14 protein-coding genes are annotated in these 21219 nt (G+C 64.1%); 8 read left to right on the top strand and 6 right to left on the bottom strand.

The features are described 5' to 3' along the window. Positions 1-19 precede the first annotated feature (19 nt). Positions 20-1444, bottom strand: coding sequence for a DEAD/DEAH box helicase (locus tag B0G62_RS14325; protein ID WP_103704859.1), 1425 nt, complete (start codon positions 1442-1444; stop codon positions 20-22). A 61-nt stretch (positions 1445-1505) separates the two neighbouring features. Further along, positions 1506-2372, bottom strand: a complete 867-nt coding sequence (locus B0G62_RS14320) for a LysR family transcriptional regulator (protein ID WP_103704858.1) — start codon at positions 2370-2372, stop codon at positions 1506-1508. A 165-nt stretch (positions 2373-2537) separates the two neighbouring features. Between B0G62_RS14320 and B0G62_RS14315 the strand changes: the two genes are divergently transcribed. The 6 genes from B0G62_RS14315 to B0G62_RS14290 all read left to right on the top strand — a co-directional run bounded on the left by B0G62_RS14315 (position 2538) and on the right by B0G62_RS14290 (position 10129). After that, a complete protein-coding gene (locus B0G62_RS14315; protein WP_244193243.1) occupies positions 2538-3563 on the top strand; it encodes an NAD(P)H-quinone oxidoreductase in 1026 nt (341 codons plus the stop codon). 648 nt (positions 3564-4211) lie between these two features. Further along, positions 4212-5648 (top strand): TldD/PmbA family protein, encoded by a 1437-nt coding sequence (locus B0G62_RS14310; RefSeq protein ID WP_103704857.1) that lies wholly within the window; start codon positions 4212-4214, stop codon positions 5646-5648. Then, positions 5648-7009, top strand: a complete 1362-nt coding sequence (locus tag B0G62_RS14305) for a TldD/PmbA family protein (protein WP_103704856.1) — start codon at positions 5648-5650, stop codon at positions 7007-7009. Before B0G62_RS14310 ends, B0G62_RS14305 begins: the two co-directional genes overlap by 1 nt. 49 nt (positions 7010-7058) lie before the next feature. Beyond that, positions 7059-7859 carry a hypothetical protein gene (locus tag B0G62_RS14300; RefSeq protein WP_146055277.1) on the top strand — a complete coding sequence of 267 codons (801 nt, stop codon included), beginning with the start codon at positions 7059-7061 and terminating at the stop codon, positions 7857-7859. A 696-nt stretch (positions 7860-8555) separates the two neighbouring features. Continuing rightward, positions 8556-8831, top strand: coding sequence for a hypothetical protein (locus B0G62_RS14295; RefSeq protein WP_103704854.1), 276 nt, complete (start codon positions 8556-8558; stop codon positions 8829-8831). A gap of 197 nt (positions 8832-9028) precedes the next feature. Beyond that, on the top strand, positions 9029-10129 hold the full coding sequence (locus B0G62_RS14290) for a helix-turn-helix domain-containing protein (protein ID WP_244193242.1): 1101 nt from the start codon (positions 9029-9031) through the stop codon (positions 10127-10129). Positions 10130-10179: 50 nt separating this feature from the next. On the opposite strand, the gene B0G62_RS14285 is transcribed toward B0G62_RS14290, so the two are convergent. The 4 genes from B0G62_RS14285 to B0G62_RS14270 form a co-directional block, all read right to left on the bottom strand. Further along, complete coding sequence (locus B0G62_RS14285; RefSeq protein WP_103704852.1) at positions 10180-11892, bottom strand: hypothetical protein; 1713 nt, start codon at positions 11890-11892, stop codon at positions 10180-10182. 64 nt (positions 11893-11956) lie between these two features. After that, entirely contained in the window at positions 11957-16432 is a 4476-nt protein-coding gene (locus B0G62_RS14280; protein ID WP_103704851.1) for an AIDA repeat-containing protein, read from the bottom strand. A gap of 209 nt (positions 16433-16641) precedes the next feature. After that, positions 16642-17925: an autotransporter strand-loop-strand O-heptosyltransferase gene (locus B0G62_RS14275; RefSeq protein WP_103704850.1), complete on the bottom strand. Its 1284-nt coding sequence runs from the start codon at positions 17923-17925 to the stop codon at positions 16642-16644. A gap of 49 nt (positions 17926-17974) precedes the next feature. Continuing rightward, the gene (locus tag B0G62_RS14270) at positions 17975-18964 is read right to left on the bottom strand and encodes a helix-turn-helix domain-containing protein (protein WP_103704849.1); all 990 of its coding nucleotides are present in this window, start codon (positions 18962-18964) and stop codon (positions 17975-17977) included. A 513-nt stretch (positions 18965-19477) separates the two neighbouring features. Here B0G62_RS14270 and B0G62_RS14265 point away from each other — a divergent pair. After that, positions 19478-20188 carry a hypothetical protein gene (locus tag B0G62_RS14265; RefSeq protein WP_103704848.1) on the top strand — a complete coding sequence of 237 codons (711 nt, stop codon included), beginning with the start codon at positions 19478-19480 and terminating at the stop codon, positions 20186-20188. A gap of 84 nt (positions 20189-20272) precedes the next feature. Beyond that, entirely contained in the window at positions 20273-21217 is a 945-nt protein-coding gene (locus B0G62_RS14260; protein WP_103704847.1) for an AMP-binding protein, read from the top strand. Positions 21218-21219 lie beyond the last annotated feature (2 nt).

Below are 21219 nucleotides of genomic sequence, written 5' to 3'. Positions count from 1 at the left end.
AGCGTTGCCCCATACAGGGTTAGCGTTTGCCGCGGCCACCAGCGGGTTTGCCGCGTGGCTTCTGCGTGCTGAACGGGTTATCGCCGAAGAAGCCAGTGCCGCTAGTACCGCTTTCGCCGCTTGTGCCTTTACCCGCGCCCATAGCGCGCTGCGCCACAGGCTTGCCTTTGTTTTTTGCGCCACTTTGCGGGCGCGGTTTTTTGCCGGGTGTCTGCACGGCGCCCGGCGCAGCCTGCGGCGCTTTGGGTTTCTTGGGCTTTTTGGGTTTCTTGATGAGTTGGCCCGTCGCGCTGGTTTCCGGCACGCGATGGTCGGCTTCGAAACCCGGCTCCTCTTCACGGGGCAGCGTTTGCCGGATCAGCGCTTCAATCGCGGCCAGTTGCGGCGCTTCATCGGCGCACACAAGGGACACCGCCACGCCGCTGGCGCCCGCGCGGCCGGTACGGCCAATACGGTGCACATAGTCTTGCGCCACGATCGGCAGATCAACGTTGATCACCAGCGGCAGGTCGTCGATATCCAGCCCGCGCGCGGCCACATCGGTGGCCACCAGCATATTGACTTCGCCGGTCTTGAAGCGCTCCAGCGCACGCAGGCGCGCGGGTTGGGGTTTGTCGCCGTGGATGGTGTCGACCGCGTAGCCCGCATCGTCCAGCATGGTCGCCAGGTACTCCACGCCGTTGCGGGTCTTGACGAACACCAGCGCGTGCTCCCATTTGTTTTCGGCTACAAGGTGCATGAAGAGTTCGGGCTTGTTCCTTTTATCCACCGGCACCACCCACTGCTTGATCTTGCTGGCCGTGGCATTGGGCGGGCTGACGCTGATATTGACCGGGCCGCGCAGAATGCCCGCCGCCATGGCGCGGATATCGTCGGTAAACGTGGCGGAGAACAGCAGGGTCTGGCGCTGGGCGGGCAAGGCGGCAAAGACGGCGTTGAGTTCGCGCGCGAAACCCAGATCCAGCATGCGGTCGGCCTCATCCAGCACTAGCGTCTGCACTTGATCGAACTGCACAGCGTTCTGGCGATTGAGGTCGAGCAGGCGGCCTGGCGTGGCAACGAGCACATCCACGCCTTTGCGCAACTTCATCATCTGCGGGTTGATGCTCACACCGCCGTAGGCGGCCAGAAATCGCAAATCGAGGCCTTTACCGTATTCGATAAAGCTTTGCAGCACTTGCTCAGCCAGTTCACGCGTGGGCACCAGCACCAGAACGCGCGCGCGGTTGCTGGACACGGCCGGGCCGTGTTGCACCAGCCGCTGCAGCAGCGGCAGCGCAAAACCCGCCGTTTTGCCGGTGCCGGTTTGCGCCGCAGCCATGACGTCCTTGCCACTGAGCACAGCAGGAATCGCCTTGGCCTGCACCGGCGTAGGTGTCTGGTAATTGAGGTCCCGCAGATTCCGCAGCAAGGGATCGATCAGGCCAAGCGAGGCAAAAGACATGGACGTATTCCAGGCTAAAACCGCAATTCTAGCGGTTACCGCGCGGAATGCGCCGCGCGAATCACAGTTCGATGCTCTGAACAATCTCGTCGATGGTGGCGCGAATGCGCGCCGTGCGGCGCAGATCCTTGTGCGTGACGAGCCATATTTCATAGGGCGCTTCACGCCTGCGCGACGGCCACACGCGGATGAGTCCATCGCGTGCGCCCATGTTCACGGGAATCTCGCCGATCCCGATCCCCGCCTTGATAGCCGCGCGCAAGCTCAGGTTCGAGTCGAAGCGCGCCACGATGCGCCCGCGCTGTAATGGCTCGCCGGCGAGCGCAGGCTCGCGGGCCGCGTCGATATAAGGTTGATAGACGACGAGATCGTGCCCCGCGAAGGCTGCACCTTCCTCGGGCAACCCATGCCGATTCAAATAGTCCTCCGAAGCAAACAGTCCCACTTCCCAACTGGCCAACCGTCGCGCCACAAGGCCGGGATTGCGCGGACGCACCGTTCTCACCGCGATATCGGCCTCGCGCGTCGCAAGATCAAGCAACCGCGTCGTGGTGTTTAAACGCACGCACACTTCAGGATGTTTCGCGTGCAGACGCTCGATGGAAGGAATGACGAATTCCAGCGCGATCGCATCGGTCGTCGTCACCTTGACTTCGCCAGCGAGCTTTTTGTCGAGTCCTTGCGTTTGCCTCGTGAGATCGTGGGCCGCGCGTTCCATCGATTCCGCGGGCTGCAAGGCGAGCTTGCCCGCTGGCGTGAGCACATAGCCTTTCGAGGTGCGCGCGAACAGTGCCGCCGATAGATCATGTTCGAGCGCGGCGAGGCGTCGTCCAACCGTCGCCTGGTCGAGATTCAAGGTGCGCGCGGCGGCGCGCAGCGTGCCCTCGCGATGGATCGCGAGAAAGATGCGGGCGTCATTCCAGTCCATGAGTGCTCCATCGGATGCTGATGCAATTTTGCATCAGCGCGCAAGCAAATTGCTGCGTGCCGCGCAAGCCGCAGAAAACTATACTCGTTTGCAGATCCGAGGCGTGCAGTCCAACGAATCCTTCCGGTTTCTACGCGTCTCGATCGAGCTTACGAGGATGAATCGATGTCGAATGCAGCACACATTATTCCGCCGACCATGTCGGCGGTCGAGATTACCCAGCCGGGCGGCCCGGAAGTGCTGGTGCCCACGGTGCGCGCCGTGCCGGCGCCGGGCCCAGGCGAGGTTCTGATCCGCATTCACGCGGCAGGCGTCAATGGCCCCGATGTTTTCCAGCGCAAGGGGCTGTACGATCCGCCGCCGGGTGCGTCCGATCTGCCGGGCCTCGAAGTCGCGGGTGAAGTCGTCGCATCTGGAGCGGGCGTCACGCGCTTCGTGGCGGGCGACCGGGTCTGCGCGCTGGTTCCAGGCGGCGGTTACGCCGAATACGCGACGGCCCACGAGTCGAACACGCTGTTCATTCCTGACGGTTTGAGTCTTGTCGAAGCCGCTGCAATGCCCGAAACCTTCATGACGGTCTGGCTCAACGTGTTCCAGCGCGGCAAGCTCGCGAAAGGCGAAACGGTGCTGATCCACGGCGGCGCGTCGGGCATCGGCACGACGGCGACGATGTTCGCGAAGGCATTGGGCGCGGGCCGCATCATCACGACGATCGGCTCGGACGAGCAGCGCGCGGCCGGCCTCGCACTGGGCGCCGATCTTGCGATCGATTATCGTCACGAGGATTTTGTCGCGCAAACGCTGGCCTTTACCGAAGGCAAGGGCGCTGACGTGATCGTCGATATCATTGCGGGCGATTACGTCGCGCGTAATTTTGCAGCGGCGGCCGTGAATGGACGCATCGTGCAGATTGGCGTCATCAAGGGGCCGGCCACTCAGGTCGATCTGTTCCCGATGCTCACGAAGCGGCTCACGCATATCGGCTCGACGCTGCGCTCGCGCACGCATGAAGAGAAGGCGGAGATCATTCAGGAACTCGAAACGCACATCTGGCCGCATATTCGTGGCGGCAGCGTGAAGCCGATGATCTATCGTCACTTCGCGCTGGAGCACGCAAGCGATGCGCACACACTGATGGATTCCGGCAAGCACATCGGCAAGATCGTGCTGACGACGCGCGCCGCCGCATGATAAGCACAAAACGAGCGAACCTGCGATAAAACCAGGCGCGCTCGCCTGCCGCTTTTACAGACCCACTTCCTTTAGCAACGCAGCCGCAGCCAGCTTGCCGAGGTTGTGCGACGCCAACGGACTATCGCCGGTGATGATATTTCCTTGATGGGGACGACGAGAGGAGGTGAAGCAGTAGAAAGCGGGCCAGAGAGCAGCGCCCCGCGAACAGGGGGCTGAATGCAAGCGGGCGCTTCGCCAGGCTGTCGCATCCGAATCGCGACCGTCTATCGAAGAGAATGGGATGACTAAAGAAGAAGCAGTGAATCCAGCGGGACACGATGGAACTGATCGCGGCGAGCGACGTGCGCACCGTGCTCAACTGGAAGCGGAACTGAATACGATGCCAACGTAAAGCGCCGTTTTAAAGCGTTCAGCACCCGGCTTCATCAAGCATCCATGTCGCGGCTCACTCGAAGCGTTGAAACTCCAGGAGAAAAAATCGCTGACGCTTTAAACTGCGCCATGAGCGCGGTGGCATCCCTTCGTTGCGCTCCGGATGAGTCATGGAATCGCCGGGACACTCGCTTTCGCTAACAGGCCGTTCAAGCGGGCCGTTCACGGCGCTTGCGATTGCAGTGGCGCTGGCGCGCATATGGAGGACTTTGCATGATCGAAGAACGCTGGACACTGGCCGCGCGCGGATTGCGCAGCGCGGCCGACTTCTGGTCGGTGCGTTTCGTGGACGAACGTACCGACGACCATACCGTGCGCAACGACGTGGCGCTGCCCTCGCGTCAGGTGCGCGAGCGCGGCGCGATGGTCACGGCCTGGGCCGGTGCGGGCGCGGGCTACGCGGCCACGGCCGATCTCTCGGCGGGCGGCTTGCAGCGGGCGCTTGAGATCGCCACGGCGCGCGCCCAGGCGGGCGCGGCGCGCGCGCTGATCGACCATCGCGAGATCGCGCGGCCCACGCAAAGCGGCAGCTACGTTTCGCCGAACGCGCACGCGGCCCTGCCGTCGCGGCGCGAATGGATCGAGCGCCTTGCGCACGAATGCGCGGCGGCCAAGGTCGATGCACGTATCGTCGAGCGCGTCGCGGGCATGCACGTCACGCAAAGCGACCAGCTTTACCTGACCAGCGACGGCGTGCGCATCGACCAGCAGTTCCGTTTCCTGATGCCGAGCCTGTGCGCCGTCGCGCACGATGACGGCGACACCCAGGAGCGCACGCTTAACGGCCACTACGGCACGCTCGCGCAAGGCGGCATGGAAATTCTGGCGCGCTATGGTTTCGACGGCGCGGGCACGCGCGTCGCCGACGAAGCGCTGCAGCTGCTCGCCGCGCCCAATTGCCCGAGCGGGCGGCGCGACCTGCTGCTGATGCCCGATCAGATGATGCTGCAGATCCACGAGTCGATTGGCCATCCGCTCGAACTCGACCGCATTCTGGGCGACGAGCGCAACTTCGCGGGCTGGAGTTTCGTGAAGCCCGAGATGTTCGGCCACTACCAGTACGGCTCGGCCTTGCTCAACGTCACCTTCGATCCGGACCTGCGCGAAGAGGCGGCAGCCTACGCGTTCGACGACGACGGCAGCGCGGCCAGCAAGCAATACCTGATTCGCGCGGGCGTGCTGGAGCGGCCACTGGGCGGTGCGCTCTCGCAGCAGCGCGCGGGCCTGCCGGGCGTCGCGAACTCGCGTGCGGCCAACTGGAATCGGCCGCCCATCGATCGCATGGCCAACCTCAACATCGAACCGGGCGACCAGTCGCTCGACGCGATGATCGCGGGCATCGAGCACGGCATTCTGATGAAAACGAATACCTCATGGTCGATCGACGACCATCGCAACAAGTTCCAGTTCGGCTGCGAGTTCGGCCAATTGATCGAGCAGGGCAAGCTCACGCAGGTCGTCAAGCGGCCCGGCTATCGCGGGATTTCCGCGAGTTTCTGGCGCGGCCTCTCGGCGGTCGGCGACGCTTCCACGCGCGGGGTTTTCGGCACGCCGATGTGCGGCAAGGGCGAACCCGCTCAGGTGATCCGCGTGGGCCACGCGTCGCCCGCTTGCGTGTTTTCCGGTGTCGAAGTATTCGGAGGGGCATGATGGCCGGGATTCTTTTTACGCGCGGCGTCGAAGCGATCGACTGGCATGCGCACTTCACCATGCTCGCGCAGGCGATCGAGCGCCTGTGCCGTCCCGGCGAAACGGTGCTGAGCGCATTCGCAGGCGAGCAGTCCGATTTCATTCGCTTCAACGCGGGCAAGGTGCGCCAGAGCGGCCAGGTGGAGCAGGGGCGTCTGACCTTGCGGCTGGTCCATGGGGCGCGTCAGGCGTACTCCACCTTTGATCTAGGCGGCGATGCGCAGGCCGATGCAAGCGACGTGTCCGACGCGCTCGCGGCGCTGCGCGAAAGCCTGCTCGATGCGCCCGACGATCCGCACGTGTTGTTCGACACGCGTTCGTGGACGCACAGCACGCGCCGCAGCGGTCGCTTGCCCGAACCGCAGGCGCTGGTCGAACTTGTTGCGCGCGCGGCGCTAGGGCTGGATTTCGTGGGCTTTTATGCTGGCGGGACGCTTGCGCGCGGCTTCGCGTCGACCACGGGCAGCCGCGGCTGGTACGAGGTGGAGAATTTCAATTTCAGCTGGTCGCTCTATCAGCCCAACGGGCGGGCGATCAAGACCAGCTACGCGGGCGAAGCCTGGGATGATGCCGTCTTCGCCGACAAGGTGCGAGAGGCCGCCGCACGTCTGCCGGTTCTGCTTCGCGCACCGCGCGTCCTGACACCGGGCGGCTATCGCGCCTGGCTTGCGCCCGCGGCGCTGGCCGAACTGGTGGAATCGGCGGCGTGGAATGGCTTTTCGGCGCGCGCCCAGGCGTCGTCGACAAGCCCGCTTTATAAGCTCAATACCGGCGCGGCCGCGTTTGACGCGCGTGTGTCGCTGGCGGAATCGCTAGAACTCGGCATCGCGCCTGCGTTCAACGACGACGGCTATCTGCGTGCGAGCGTGCCGCTGATCGACGCGGGGCGTAGCGTAGGCCAGCTGACGAGCGCGCGCTCGGCGCGCGAGTATGGGCTGGAGCCCAACGGCGCGCAGCCGCAGGAAATGCCGACAACGCTTGCCATGGCGGGCGGCGATCTGGCGCAGGCCGATGTGCTCGCGCGCCTGGGCACCGGGCTTTATATCGGCAACCTGTGGTACGTGAACTTCTCGGACCGCATGAATTGCCGGCTGACCGGCATGACGCGCTTTGCGACCTTCTGGGTGGAAGACGGCGAGATCGTCGCGCCCGTGGACGCCATGCGTTTCGACGACAATCTCTATGGCCTGCTCGGCGAACGGCTGGAGGCGCTCGGCGCACAGCCCGAACTGTTGCTCTCCGATTCGACGTGGGGACAGCGCGCGAGCGGCGGGATGCAATTGCCAGGGGCGCTTGTCAAGTCGTTTGAGCTGGTGTTGTAACGAGCGACCATCGGCCAGTTAATCATTTGTCATCCTCAATAAATCATTCATGAGAAAAATCGCAGTTGCTGCGGTCCTTGGCTTCATTTCGTCAGCCGTGCCGGTCGCCTGTTTTGCGCAGACGGCGGCGAAGCCGGCGATGCATGTCGTTTCGTCGATCGATCTGTCAAAGCCGTTCGGAACGCGTTCGGCGTGGCGGTTCATCGCATCGCAGGGACCCGGCGAGCCGGACCGCAGTGGCGCAGGGGATTCCGGGCCGGGCGTGATTTATCCCTGCATTACGCCCGACAATGCCAGGACGTGTCTGCCAGATACCGACACCGCGTTGCGCCTGGCAAAGGACGCGGACGGCTTTTCTGCGCCTCATTTTCTTCTCGACGCCGGGATCGTACACGCTTCAAACCGCGCGTTACTTCTGCTGAAGCTCGGGAGTATCCAGGCGGACGACGGCGATCAGGTTCAAGGCACCCAGATCTATGCGTACGATCAGGGCAAGGACCGTTTCGCATTGGTCTACGCGCATCGGACCGGACGTAACAACAACCAGGAAGTTCGCTTTATTGCCGATGGCCCGCTGCAAGGCGACATCATTTCGGTCGACCCGACGCGGGACGCTCCCTTCGGTTATTGGGTATCCGTGAACAGCCTGGCGGCGCAAGGCAGTTATAAGGAGGTTGTGCGCTATCGCAGCGCGACGGTCTATGGCGACGGCAATCCGCTGGCTGTGATCGATGCGGAAATGCCCAACATCCAGCGACGGATGGGGGTGTGGAAGCCGGATATGCCGCTCCCCGCGCCGCATGACTGTCGTGCTCCTCACCTTGTAAAGGCGGTCTTGTGGTGCGGTTGAGTTGCGATTCGTATAGGCCGGGTCCGTCGGCCGCTGGAGCTATAGCGGCCGCTTCGTCGCAATTTCGTCTTTCACGCGCGCTCAAACTCTTCAAAAAAATGCCCGCGATTCGTGCGCGAATTTGCCCCAAATAGAGGCATAAAATCGACCGGTAATCGACCGGTAAGATTGGCCTGGTCTCCTTCCGCCAACAATACATATTTTTCCGACAATACTCACGCGAGTGACGCCAATTTTCACTATGCTGCGCCGCAGCAGTGCATAAAATAGTGTTTGTGATTCGGGCTCGCGATGACGTTTTCTGGTGCGGCCCGCTGCGTCAGCCCGGCCTGGTAAGGCCTGGGGAGGTCCGGCGAATTCACGCCGCTGCATTGCCTTCCTGCTGCGCAGCGCATTCTCGATGCTCCGGATGTTGCATATGCATATCGAATAAAAAAATCGTCGTCAATGCGGTCGACAACGCCAATAAAAATAAATATTCGTACCACTTAACAATATCACAATCATCAGACAAAAAGACGGGTCAAAAAAGCTTGCGCCTAAGGGAGGCGGGGGAAATCGGAAGCGGTTTTTTCAAGTTCCTCGTGCAGTGCTGGTTGAGTGCTTTTGTGCAACAACGCGTCCGCCATGAACGGACCGTGGGCCGAACGCCGCTCGCCAATCCTTGAAGCGGAGTGAGATATGAGGGGACCTGTCATGATCAGCAAAAGCAATGTGCAGCCTGATGCGGCCGCGCGGATCGAGGCATGTTGCGTCACCTTGTTCGAGCGGTGGTGCGAGGGCAGGCTCGTGATTCCCCTCGCGTACCTGATGTCGGTCTGGCCGCTTGCCACGCCGTCGCCTCTTTATATGAGACGGCTTTCTCGCTCGCTCGACGATCTTGTTCGTGCGCACGGAGAAATGCTGGGCGACGACGATTGTCGTCTGATCGAAGACGCGATCGCGAACGCCGAGCGGCCGCAACAGAACTGAGTCCTTCTCGCCGCCGATGGTCACCGATCGTCACCGATGGCCGCCGGCTGGCAGCAGTGGCAAAGAATGCAGGTTGCACTTCAGGTTGGCTGTGCGTCGCGTGCCGTCGCGGGGTTGGGGCGGCGCAGCGCAAGCAGCAGCTCACCCGCACAACAGGGGAAAACAAGATGGAGCGCCTTCCGAATGTATTTGGCGTCGTGTCCAATCGGGCCGGCGGGCCGCGCAGCACCCGCACGGTCAGACAGATCGCAATCACGCTATTCAATGGTTTCTCGCAACAGGAGGCCATCACCGTCGCGCGGGCCTTCCAGTCCGCCAACGTCCTGTCGCGATCCTGGCGCAGCGACAGCCCGATTTACAACGTGCGCCTGCTTTCGGCGACCGGCGGCATGATTGCGAGTTCGTCCACCATGGTCGTCTGGACGGAGAGCATCGAGGCCTGCCATCACGGCGAAGGTTTCGACGTGCTGTTCATCATGGGCGGCGCAGGCGCGCACCACGCGCTCTGCGATGAACGGCTTGTCGGCTGGTTGCGACAGGCCGTGCCGTGCTGCCGGCTGACGCTGCCGATCGCGGAGGGCAGGCTTTTGCTCGACGCGGCCGCCAGCGTGGCCGTGCGTCACGCCCGGCCATCCGGCAACGGCGCAGGCAACGTGACGCCACGGTCGACCGAAGCGTGCGCGTATGCAAACTTCGTGGGACCGCTGCGCATGGCGCTCGATGTGATCCAGACGGATCTGGGCGCTGACATCGTCAACCAGATCGCCGTGGCCGTCGCGCCGCCGTCCGAGACGCAGTTCACGGCCATCGTGCGCAAGAACGCCGAGCACTTCGTGAGCGATCGCATTCAGGCGTCGGCGCGCTGGTTACTGGCGCATGCAGCCAGCCCGGTCGTCATGCGCGAGGCGGCTCGCGTGGCCGCGATGAGCGAGCGTAATTTCCTGAGGCGCTTCAAGATCGAGATCGGCGTGACGCCTTCCGAGTATCTGATGTACGCGCGACTCGACATGTGCTGCCGGCTGCTGGTCGAAACGAACCTGTCCGTCGACAAGATCGCGGAGCGCTGCGGCATTGGTTGTGGCGGGCGGCTTTCGAAGCTCTTGCGCAAACATCTCGCCACCACGGCGACCGCCTATCGCGCCGACGCGCGGCGCATGGCCGATGCGCCGCTGCCGTTCCCGGCGCAGGAGGCGACGACGCTCGCGCTGCCGGCTTCACAGACGGTTAAGCAGACGGTGCAGGCAGCGGCGCGCGCATCGGTCGCCGTCCCTTCATCCGGGCTGGAGCCGACGACCTGACGCGCGAAGTCGCGAAGAAACGGACGGGCGCCTCACGCCCGTCCGCCGATCTAGAACGTGAACGAAGCGCCCGCGAAGATGGAGTAGCGCACGAGGCTGCCGAATTCGCTGCGGCTCGGTCCGAGCGTCACCGACGGGACGAAGTAGAGCAGCCAGTTTTTCCCGACTTCATATTCGACGTCCGAGAGCAACTGCGTCGAGTGATCGTTGAGGTCCTGGATCACGCGCACGGTGAGGCTGACATTGCGCACGAGCTTCGCGTCGACGTACTGGAGCAGCAGATAGTCGCGGCGCGGATAGGGGTTGGTCGGATCGAGCGTGAGCGACGAAGCACAATGCGCGATGTCCTGCGTCGTGCAGCCCGCATTATGGTGAAAGTACTCGCCCGTGATCATCGCGCCGTTCATGAGCGTGTAGGTCGCACCGGCGAGCAGATCGTAGTCCGGGTGCGGGAGCGCTGGATTCGTGGCCGTGGAAAGCGCCGCGCTGCCTTCGCTGTAGAGCAGCCAGGCATCGGAGACGTTCCAGCCGCCGAAATAGCCCATGCGCCAGGGCGTCGTATCGCGTTTGGAGACGACCAGCGAGAAGTAGGTTTTCTCGCCGGTGTAGTCGAACTTGGACGCGTAGGCCTTGTGAAACGGGCCGCTGGCCTCGGTGCTGTCATTGAGCCGGCCCGCGCCGGTGTTGGCGATGAACGAGCCCGTGAACGACGAGTTCGGGATCGCGACGACGCGCGCGTAATCCAGCCCCGGCTGTTCGATCGCCGGGTTGTTCTTGCCGTTGTTCTGGTTGAACGGATTGGACGGTGAGAGCAATTGCGAAGGCCCCCATTGCAGATTCTCGCGGCCATAGCTCACCAGCAGCTTGTCCGTGACACGGTAGCGGGCAATCCACTCGTTGATGTAGGCCGTCGCGGTCGTCAGATCCGTGCCGCCCTGGACGCCATTCTGCACACGATCCCAGTCGGCCTCGAAGCGCGGCTTGATGCCGAGTTCGAGTTGGCGGAAGTTCAGGCTGAAGTCCGGGCGCAGGGCAAGCTGCGTCTGGTAGTGCTGGATACCAAGCGCATTGTTCGGATTCAGCGTCGAGTTCACCGGGTCTTGGAGAACGCCGTAGCCCAGCACGTTGATGCGCGAATAGAAGCCCGCGATCAACTCCTGGGCGAGCGGCGAGTCCAGCGCGGGTTCGTCGAGACCTTCTTCGGTAGCGGCCGACGTGATTGCCGCCGGTGCGCCCGTGGAGGAGGCCGCCGAGATGGCTGGCGGTTCCACCGGGCCGCTGGCGAGCGTGACCGCCCTCGACGATGCAGCCGACGCCGACACAACCGGCGCTGTACTGGCGGCTGCCGCGTTAGCGGCGTCCGCTGCCACCGCGTCTTCCGGCAAGGGCGAGAGGGTCAGCGCAATCGACTTGCCGTCGATAGGGGGCACCTCGCTGTGGTCGTCGGCGAGTTTCGACGGAACTCGTGAGGTCTCCATATCATCTGCATTGTCGGCGTCTGGAGTTTTTTTCGCGCTGCTGCCCGGCGATGTATCGACGTGTTCCGACACCCTCGCGGGCGCGTCGGAATCGAGGCCTTCGTCGTTTTCGGTAGCCTGCGCGAGCGGCGCGTCGATGCCAGGCGGCGCGTGCGCTAGCGCGTCGGCCGCCACCGGGATGGACGGCGGATCGACGGAGTCGGCGGGATCGGCGAGCGCGGCGCCTGGCACGGCCAGCGTCACGCCGATCGCAAGTCCCGAGACGATAAAAAACGGTACGGTCATAACGGTCTCCCAATCCGGTTCACAAGCCGCTTTAAAACGGCTTCCCAGCCAACTCAGCCGCGTCTCAGAACCGGTAATCCACCTTGATGCTGCCGGCCTTCACTGACGCGTTCGAGGTATGCAGCAGGGTGTCGAAGGCGGCGGACACCCACAGCGAGCGCGTCACCCGCATGTTCAGCGAGACGCCCGCCGTGACGAGGTTGCGCGGCAGCGGCACGCCGGCCGCCGTAAATTGCGTGCCGTCCTGCGCGCTCACCGACACGGCGCGATTGGTGGTGCCGACCTCGCGCGCGTAGCCCACATAGGCTTCCAGGTGCGAAGGCATCGACGTGCTGCCGAACGCATAACGCAGCGCCATTTGGGCATACGGCTGCACGCTCTGGATGTTGTCGGTGCCGACCAACAGATCCTGGTTGCCCGCGCCCGACTCGCTGAAGGCCTGGCCGTGGAAGTACGCGAAGCGCAGTCCCGCGCGCGGAATCAGCACGAAGCCGCCCAGCGAGGGCAGCGGCATGCTGGCTTGCGCGGCAGCGGTGACTTCGAGGCCGTTGTGGCTGCCCGACGTATTGCCGATTGCCGTATCGAACGGCCGCTTCTGGTCGATGAAGTCGTAGCCAAGGCCAACGGTGGCGGCCAGGTTGACCGGCCCCGTCCACGTCGCGCCGTAGGCGGACCATCGCAGGCTGTCGGCCGTGCCGGTGTCGGGCGTTTGCGCTTCGCTCACGTCGACATGGCTGTAGGCCAGTGTGCCGCCCACGTCATAGCTGCCGATGCGGTGGTCGTAGCCCGCGATGAAGCCATACTGGCGCGCCGAGTAACCGGAGATGCCGCCGTTGTCGTCGGTGCGCGCGTAATCGCCGACGGCCTTGATCCACACGTGGTCGGTGCCGGCGATACAGTCGCGTGTGTTGGTGCTGCGGCACAGACGGCTGACGCGGTCGAGAATCGCCGCGTTCGTGGCCTGGGCGACTTGCGAAATCGCCGAACCCATCGCCGTGAAAATGCTCGTGTCGATCGGCGCGAGGACGAGATCGACCTCGTTCGCCTTATAGGTGACGCTCGGCGTCACATAGCTCAAATTCGCGCCGCTTTCGACGATCGCAACCGGCGCGCCCGAGAACGCGCCGCTGATCGACGACGCCGTGAGCAGCTTGACCGTTCCCGGTCCATAGGCGCTCGCCGCGGCGCTGCTGCCGGCGTCGTAGACGATCGCCAGCGTGCCGGCGAGCGTGGCGTTGCCCATCACGTCGAGTTGCGAGGCCGAGGTCGGGCTGATTTCCACTTGCAGCGTGGCGGCGGCGGCCTGCTGGTAATTGCCGACGATCGTGGTCGTGCCGATCGAGCCGCCGGGGCTGACGGTGCCGTCGTTGACGACGTTGCCGCCGATCGTGCCGTGCCCGCGCAACGTGCCCGCCTCGCCGACGACGACATTGCCGCCGAGCGTCGCCGACGTATGCGCACTGTCACCCACTTCCAGCGTGCCCGCGAGCACCTGCGTCGTGCCGCTGTAGGCCGTGCTCGCGCCGTTCAGGATGACCGTGCCGCTGTGCGTATCCACGAGCGTGCCGCTGCCTGTGAACGCGCCGCCATAGGCGTAGGTGCCGGCGAGGTCGAAGACGAGCGTGCCGTCGTTGTGCGTGTCGCCGACGAGCGCGCCCGAGGCTCCGCCTTGACCGAGCATGAGCGTGCCGCCGCCGTTGACCGTTGCGCTCACAACGGTGCCCAGCACGTTCTGCATGCCACCGCTGTTGACAACGGAATGGCTGGTCACGCCGCCGCTCATGACGACCTGGGTGCCGCTGCCGTTGATCACGGTGCCGCTCGTGAGCGCGCCGCTGTTGACGGCCTGGAAGCCTGCGGTGTTGACCGTCGTGAGATTGGCGAGGCTGCCCGCGTTGACGCTCTGCATGCCGCCGTTGAGCGTCGTATCGGTCACGACGGACCCGTTCGTCAGATATTGAACGCCGCCCGAGTTGACGGTCGTGCCGATGGCCGTGCCGCCGCTGACGACGTTCTGCACGCCGCCGTTGTTGATCGCCGTGACGCTGGTCACGCCTGCGGACGCGACGTATTGCAGGCCGCCGCTGTTGACGCTCGTGCTGGTCGCGAGGCCGCCGGCTCCCACGATCTGCGTGCCGCCTCCCGAGAGGGTCGAGGCACTGGCCGTCCCCGAGACGGCCACGTACTGCGTTGCGCCGTTGCCGACGAGTGTGACGCTGGCCGTGCCGCCGCTCGCCACGTACTGCGTGCCGCCGGAGAGCAGCGTGTTGCTGGTCGCGAGGCCGCCGAAGACATACTGGTTGCCGCCGCTGTTGACGGTCGTCGAGATGGCGGTTCCCGCGCCCACGACGTATTGCGCGCCGCCGTTGTCGATGCTGTTGCCGGTAGCGATGCCGCTGGCGATGGTCTGGATGCCGCCGTTTTCGACGCTGTTGCCGTTCGCGGCGCCGCCGACTACGTACTGATTGCCGCCGCTGTTAATGGTCGTCGAGACGGCGGTTCCCGCGCCCGCGACGTATTGCGCGCCGCCGTTGTCGATGCTGTTGCCGGTGGCGATGCCGCCGCTGGCGATGGTCTGGACGCCGCCGTTTTCGACGCTGTTGCTGTTCGCGGCGCCGCCGACTACGTACTGATTGCCGCCGCTGTTAATGGTCGTTGAGACGGCGGTTCCAGCGCTCGCGACGTATTGCGCGCCGCCGTTGTCGATGCTGTTGCCGGTGGCGATGCCGCCGCTGGCGATGGTCTGGACGCCGCCGTTTTCGACGCTGTTGCTGTTCGCGGCACCGCCGACTACGTACTGATTGCCGCCGCTGTTAATGGTTGTCGAGACGACGGTTCCCGCGCTTACGACGTATTGCACGCCACCGCTCTCGATGCTGTTGCCGATGGCGAGGCCGCCGCTGGCCGCCGTCTGCACGCCGCCGTTGTCGATGGTGTTGCCGCTCGCCGTGCCGCCGACGACATATTGATTGCCGCCGCTGGAGACCACGGTTTCAAACGCGCTGCCCGCGCTCGCCACGTACTGCGCGCCGCCGCTGTTGATGGTGTTGATGCTCGCGATGCCGCCGCTGGCCACCGTCTGCACGCCGCCGCTGTCGATGGTGTTGCTGTTCGCGGCTCCGCCCACCACGTATTGATTGCCGCCGCTTTCGACCCAGGTGAGATCTGCCGTCCCCGACGCCGCGACGTACTGCGCGCCTTGCGCGAGCACGGTATTGCTGGTGGCGACGCCACCGCTGGCGATGGTCTGGGTGCCGCCATCGATGACATTGCTCGTGGCCGCGCCGCCGACCACATATTGATTGCCGCCGCCGCTGACTACCGTGACGACGGCGCTGCCCGCGCTCGCAACGTACTGCGCGCCGCCGCTATTGACGCTATTGCTGGTGGCGATACCCCCGCTCGCAATGGTCTGCGTGCCGCCGTTGTTGATGTCGGTGATGAGCGCGTTGCCGCCCAGAACATACTGCGTGCTGGCGGAATTGACGGAGGTGCTGGTCGCCGTGCCGCCCGACCCGATGGTCTGGACGCTGCGATCGAGCGTCGTGTCGTTGGCGTTGCCGCCGTAGCCGATGTCCTGCGCGCTGAGTTCCAGCGTGTTGCTGGTCGCGATGCTGTCGTAGCCGACGAACTGGTAGCTGGCCGTGAGCGAATTGCTCGTGGCCGTGCCGCCGAGGTCGAGGTACTGGACGCCGCCGACAAGCGAGTTGCCGCTGGTGGTGCCGCCGTTGCCGACGACCTGCACGCTGCCCGTGAGCGAGTTGCTGGTCGCCGTGCTGCCGCTGCCGTTGACGACCTGCACGCTGCCCGTGAGCGAGTTGCTGGTCGCCGTGCTGCCGCTGCCGTTGACGACCTGTATGCCGCCGATCACATCGTTGTCGAGCGTCGTGCCGCCGCTGTTGACGAGCTGGACGCCCGCAATGATGGTGTTGCTGGTCGCCGTGCCGCCGCTATCGACGAACTGCAGCGCGGCGTCGAGCGTTGCGCTTTGCACCGTGCCGCCCGAGCTGACGACGATCGTGACGCCATCGGGCGCGGACGGGACCGCCGCAATGCGGAAACTGCCCGAGCCGAGCGCGGCGGCGAGCGTGATTTCGGCGATCTGGGCGGCGACGGGTATGGCGCCGATGCCATTGACGACGGTGTCGGTCGCGCTGCCGCCGTCGGCGATGTACTGAAGTCCCGTATAGACCGTCGTGCCGCTTGCCGTTGCGCTATCGACGACAAACTGCGCGCCTGCGTTGTTGACCGTCGTTCCGTCGGCGGCACCGCCCGTTACCTGCTGGGTGCCCCCGCTGTTGACCACGGTGGCGATGGCCGTGCCGCCGCTCAGCACCCATTGGGTCTGATCGGAGCCGTTGGGCACGACGACGCCCGACGTGGTCTGTCCGGCGCTGACTACGTATTGCGCGCCAGCGTTCGTCGACCAGCCATGGGCCATGACGCCCGACAGGAGCAGCGCCGTCAGGCGGGAGATCCGCTGCGAGCGCCGGCCAAACATGTGTACGCAGAATCTGCGGCGATAGGTGATCGGTTTCATTCTGGTCCCCCTGTGTGATCCAACTCAGATGCGTGTTCAACGGAGTGATGTCGCCGGGTTGTCTTGTCGCTATCTGCCGCGCCCCAGCGGCGCTTTCAGGTACAGCTTTCCCTCTGCCAACAAATTGATTCGCATACCGAATTAATGGCTATGAGAACGGTTACCGCGAGGCGATGTTGCGGTCGTGGCTCTCCTGTCGTGTTTCCTGACTAGTTTTCGCCGGGCGTGCCCACCGTGGCGGCGAACGCCGGCAGGCGCTGAATGGCCGCCTTCACCTGCGCGGCCGTGATGAGCCGCGTGCATTCGAATTGACGCGGCGTGCCGGCGTGCCGCGGACACCAGAGGAAATCGCTGTGATCGAAGCGCACGCGCGGATCGTTCCAGCAGCTGTTGCAGGCGTGATAGTTGATCACCCGCCCCGGCGTCGAAAACTCATTGCTCGCGCTCGAAAAGCCGCTGATCAGCACGACCGGCGTGCGTGCCGCCCAGGCGAGCCAGGACAATCCGCTCGACAGTCCAACAAAAAAATCCGCGTGCTTGAGCCATCTCGCGCGCTCGGTGATCGGACGTTCACCGGTCTGATCCTCTGCGCCATGCGGAATGTGATTCCAGACGATCCCATGACCATGCACCGGCTTCTGGTCGATGCAGATCACGCGATAGCCCTGGTCCTTCAGAAAGGCGACGATCTCGCGCCAGCCCTCCGGGTTGTTCCAGTACTTGCATTGCGTGGTGCTCTGCGTCGCGATGCAGACGTAGCGCTCCTCGATGGGGCGGCGCTCGTCGTCCAGTGCGAGCAGGGGCGGCGTCTCGAAGGGATCGACGCCGAGGATGTAGCCGGCGGTGCGATGCAGGCCCGTTTGACGGAAGTCGCACGGCTGCCAGTCGCCGGCGCTGTCGTCGAAAAACAGGCCGATGTTGTAGGTTGCGTAGTAGCGCTCGGGCCGAACCGCGTCCGGCTCGATGAACTCAATCTCGGGATAGGCTTCCTCGAAAAGCGGAATCAACTGGGCCGACATCGCGCAGGTGAGACGGCAATGATGCTGCCGCTGGAATTTCACCGCGTACGGAAACCAGCCGACGATATCGCCGAGCGTGCCAACCGGGAACTGGATCAGCACCGGCTGGCTTGCGGCGTCGTAGGCATGACTCACGACCGCAGGGCGATTGGGGCGCGTGCGGTCATGAATCTCGATGCCGAAGCGCACGAAGTATTTTTTCGCGCTGCTGACCGTGCCCGCGCCGATCGTCGTCTCGTAGAGCACGTTGCCGGTGTCGAGATCGGTCAGTCGAACGCGCCAGTCGCCCGCAGGGAGCGCGACACGGCAGCCCAGGTTGAAGTCGAAGCGGATGCCTTCGGCGGCCTGCTGCGTCGGCAACGGCGCGGGAGCCGGGAACGGCGCCTTGAGCGCAGGCGGGGCGCTCGCGACCGGTGCTTCATGGCGGGGAGAGGAGATACGATCCCGCGATTCCATTTGGTTAGTAATGCTCATTGTTGGTCCCGTATGGTCTGGTTGCTGTATTATCGACTTGTCACGCGGTTCAAATGCCCGTGTTGAGCGTCTCGATCGCGGCACCCGTCACAGGGCGCTCGCGCGCCAGCGAACGGTATTCCAGCGGCGAAACGGAGAGGTACTTGAGAAAATAGCGGCGCAGATGATCGCCGTTGAAGAGCCCGCAGCGGCGTGCGATCTTGTCGACCGGCAAGTCGGTCTGCACGAGCAGAATCTGCGCATTTTCCAGTCGCACGCGCGCGAGATATTCACGCGGGGTCTGTCCGACCTCAGCCTTGAAACGTCGCAGGAAATTGCGCTCGCTCATGGACGCGCGCCGCGCCAGTTCGGAGATCGACACCGATCCCGCGTGATTGCTTTTGATCCATAGCAGCGAGGCTTCGATGCGTTCGCTCAGCGCGAAAGTGCCGATCATGCTCGTGATTCTGCCGCCGCTGCGGGTTGACGGCAGCTTCGCGCGCAGCATCTCGCTGCGAATGCGCACTAGCGTGCCGAAGTCGCGTTCCGCCATGGCAAGTACGCGTTCCACTGCCGCCACGCTGCGCGCCGTCCTTGCCGAGCCGCGGCTTGAGGCGTCCTCGGGCGATGGGCGCAGCTGGGTGAGCAACGCCTCGACGTCGCTCGAAATGGCGATCAGTTCGACTTCGGGGCCTGCCTGAATCAGCCAGTCGACGACGTGCGGCGCGAACGTCCTATGGCCGCCGCCAACGAAGATCGCCTTGAACAGGCGCGGGTCGTATTCGTCGATGTTCTCGGCGAACAGCCGGATCGACGAGGCACAGGCGACGTTGCCTTTTTCCGTCGACAGCACGAAGACGTCGTAGCGATGCGTGGCTTCGTCCGACCAGGACAGCGCGTCGTTGACCAACTGCCACGTTTCCGCCACCGAGGCCGCTTCACTGAGCTGACACGCCTCGAGAATGAGTATCGCGATGCGGCTCGTTGTGTAGGCGGCGGGCGCGGCGCCCGTGTCCCGTGGCGCGTGGTTCCCCGTTTTATCGCAGTCTCTCAGGCTCATCGCGGTCTCCCGTTCAAGCGTGCAAATCTAGTTATCCGCTGCGTTGCATCATACTGGCCACGTTTTTGAGGGGGTGCATTTCGTCGGAATGGAAGGTTTTTTTGGCGGAATCGGGCATCGTGGATCGGAACGCCTCGCGCGGTCCTTATTTCATGGAGCATTCGCGCGATAGCGCGCGACTCGCGCGAAGCTCATGATGGCGCCTTGGTTGCGAACGGACGTTTGGAATGCTCGGTGTGCAATGCGGAAATCGTGTCTGAAACTTTAGGGAATATGGCGGATACAACGGAATTTATCCAATAACATCCATTTAACCGGCTCGGCACTTACAAGCAGTAACAAAAACAGACGAACAGGGAGAACGCCGGGGAGGCGCATCGAAATGACGATGCGGGCAGGAAGGGGCAGGAGGGGTGGCCTTGCGAGGTGCGGGGAAATCAGACGAACCGCGCTGCCGCAAAAGGTCGATGCAGGTATCGAGGATGACCGCATATTAATAAGGATGGCTGAGCAATGAACGAGAGCCAGATTGTCATTACGAAGATGCGCGACACGTTTAGCCAGATCGAATACGCAGGCAGTATCGAAGATTGCCTGAGTGAGCTGGCGCAGAAAGCGGGGGATGTGCTCGATGCCGCGTGCGCGATCGTCATGCTGAGCGAGTCCCAGGTCGAAGAGATGGGGCTGCGGCCCGGCACGGGGTTCGGCGATGTGCTGCCGCCCGCTGCGCTCGCCTCGCCTTCGCTGGAGAGTATGCGCATGTTCTCCGCGATCGAAATGCAAGGCAAGGTGATCGGCGTGATCCGTGCGCATCAGCGGCAGCCGGCGCGCTGCTTCGATGCCGACGATCTGCAGCTCTTTGGCCTGCTCGCGCTCGTCATCACGCGCTCGATCCAGGTCATCCATATGCAGCACATCCTCAAGTCGCGCTTCGCGCAACTGGCGCTCACGCGCAGCACGGAAAAGACGATCGGAGAAATCGTCGCCGAATCGGCGCAGTCGCCGAACCAGATGGCCCGCATTCTCGCGAAGTCGTTCTACCGCGAAATGATCAGCGCGGGTTTCAGCTTCAACCAGATCGTCTATGCGGCTACCGAGGTCATCTCGGAGCTGACCGACAACATGCGCAAGCACAAGAACGCGTACCGGCGCCGCGTGGCCAGGACGAGCGCGCCGGAACTGGAGGGGAGCGTCGGGCCGGTGGGCCAGGCCGACGCCATCTGAAGGACGGTCGGGAATGGCAGAACGTAGGGCAGGAGGCAGGGCAGTCGTGCCGAACCGCCGCACGCAAGGGGTAAGGGGAACGCCATGAATGTGAGACCAGACGTTGGCAAGTGGTTCACGGACCACCGCGCCGTGATGGATGGCGATGCACTGCTGTGCCGGGTGCCGCATACCGCGCTCGACTGGACGATGCTGGAGGAGATCATTCAGCATCCCTTATCGAGTGGCGAGTCGATGGGCAGACCGCCTCGGGAAGCCGCACCCGCTCACGCCTTCACACTTGCCCATCTCGTGCCGGAACCGATCCAGCGTCGCTTCGAAGTGCGCGCGCAACTCAACCCGGGGGCGCGCGCCGTGAAATGCGGCGATGACGAACTGACCTACGGCGAGCTGGACAGTCAGGCCGACAGCCTGGCCGCGATCCTCCAGGAACAAGGGCTGGCACCGCGCGAGGTGTGCGCGGTGCTCATGCCCGCGTCGCTCGCGATGGTGCGCGCGATTCTCGCCGTGCTTAAAGCGGGCGGCGTGTGCCTGATGCTCGACCCCGTCAGCGAGGGCGCGCGTCTGGCTGCCGCGCTCCAGGCCGCGGGAGCGAGAACGGTGATCGTGCAGCGCGCGGAACTGCCGTGCTGCGCGGGCATCGACGCGAACGTGGTGTGCTGCGATGACGATACCGGCGGGTGCCACGCCAACTGGCCGGACGATTGCACGGCCGATGGCGTTTCGCCGGCCTGCGCGGTGTGCCGCGAAGCGGAAGGCGACGCGCCGACGGTCGTGTTCCAGCAGCACGTCGACGTGCTGGACCGGCTGGAATCGCTGCAGGCGATGGCGCCGATCGGACAGGGCGACTCGCTTCTACAGGGCGCGGAGCACGCCTTAGACGAGGCCGTTTGGCAGTCCTTATGGCCGCTCACACAGGGCGCGCGGCTGGTGATCCTCCCGCAGCGCGAAAAGATGAATCTCGAAAGCGTGCGCCAGCTCATCGAGCAGGAGCACATCACGGTCATGCACGTCAACTTCCGTGGATAGGG

It is taken from the genome of Paraburkholderia eburnea (assembly GCF_002917095.1).
Taxonomy (GTDB): Bacteria; Pseudomonadota; Gammaproteobacteria; order Burkholderiales; family Burkholderiaceae; genus Paraburkholderia; species Paraburkholderia eburnea.
The sequence above is the reverse complement of the archived record's forward strand: the minus strand, read 5'-3'. Positions and strand labels throughout refer to the sequence as shown.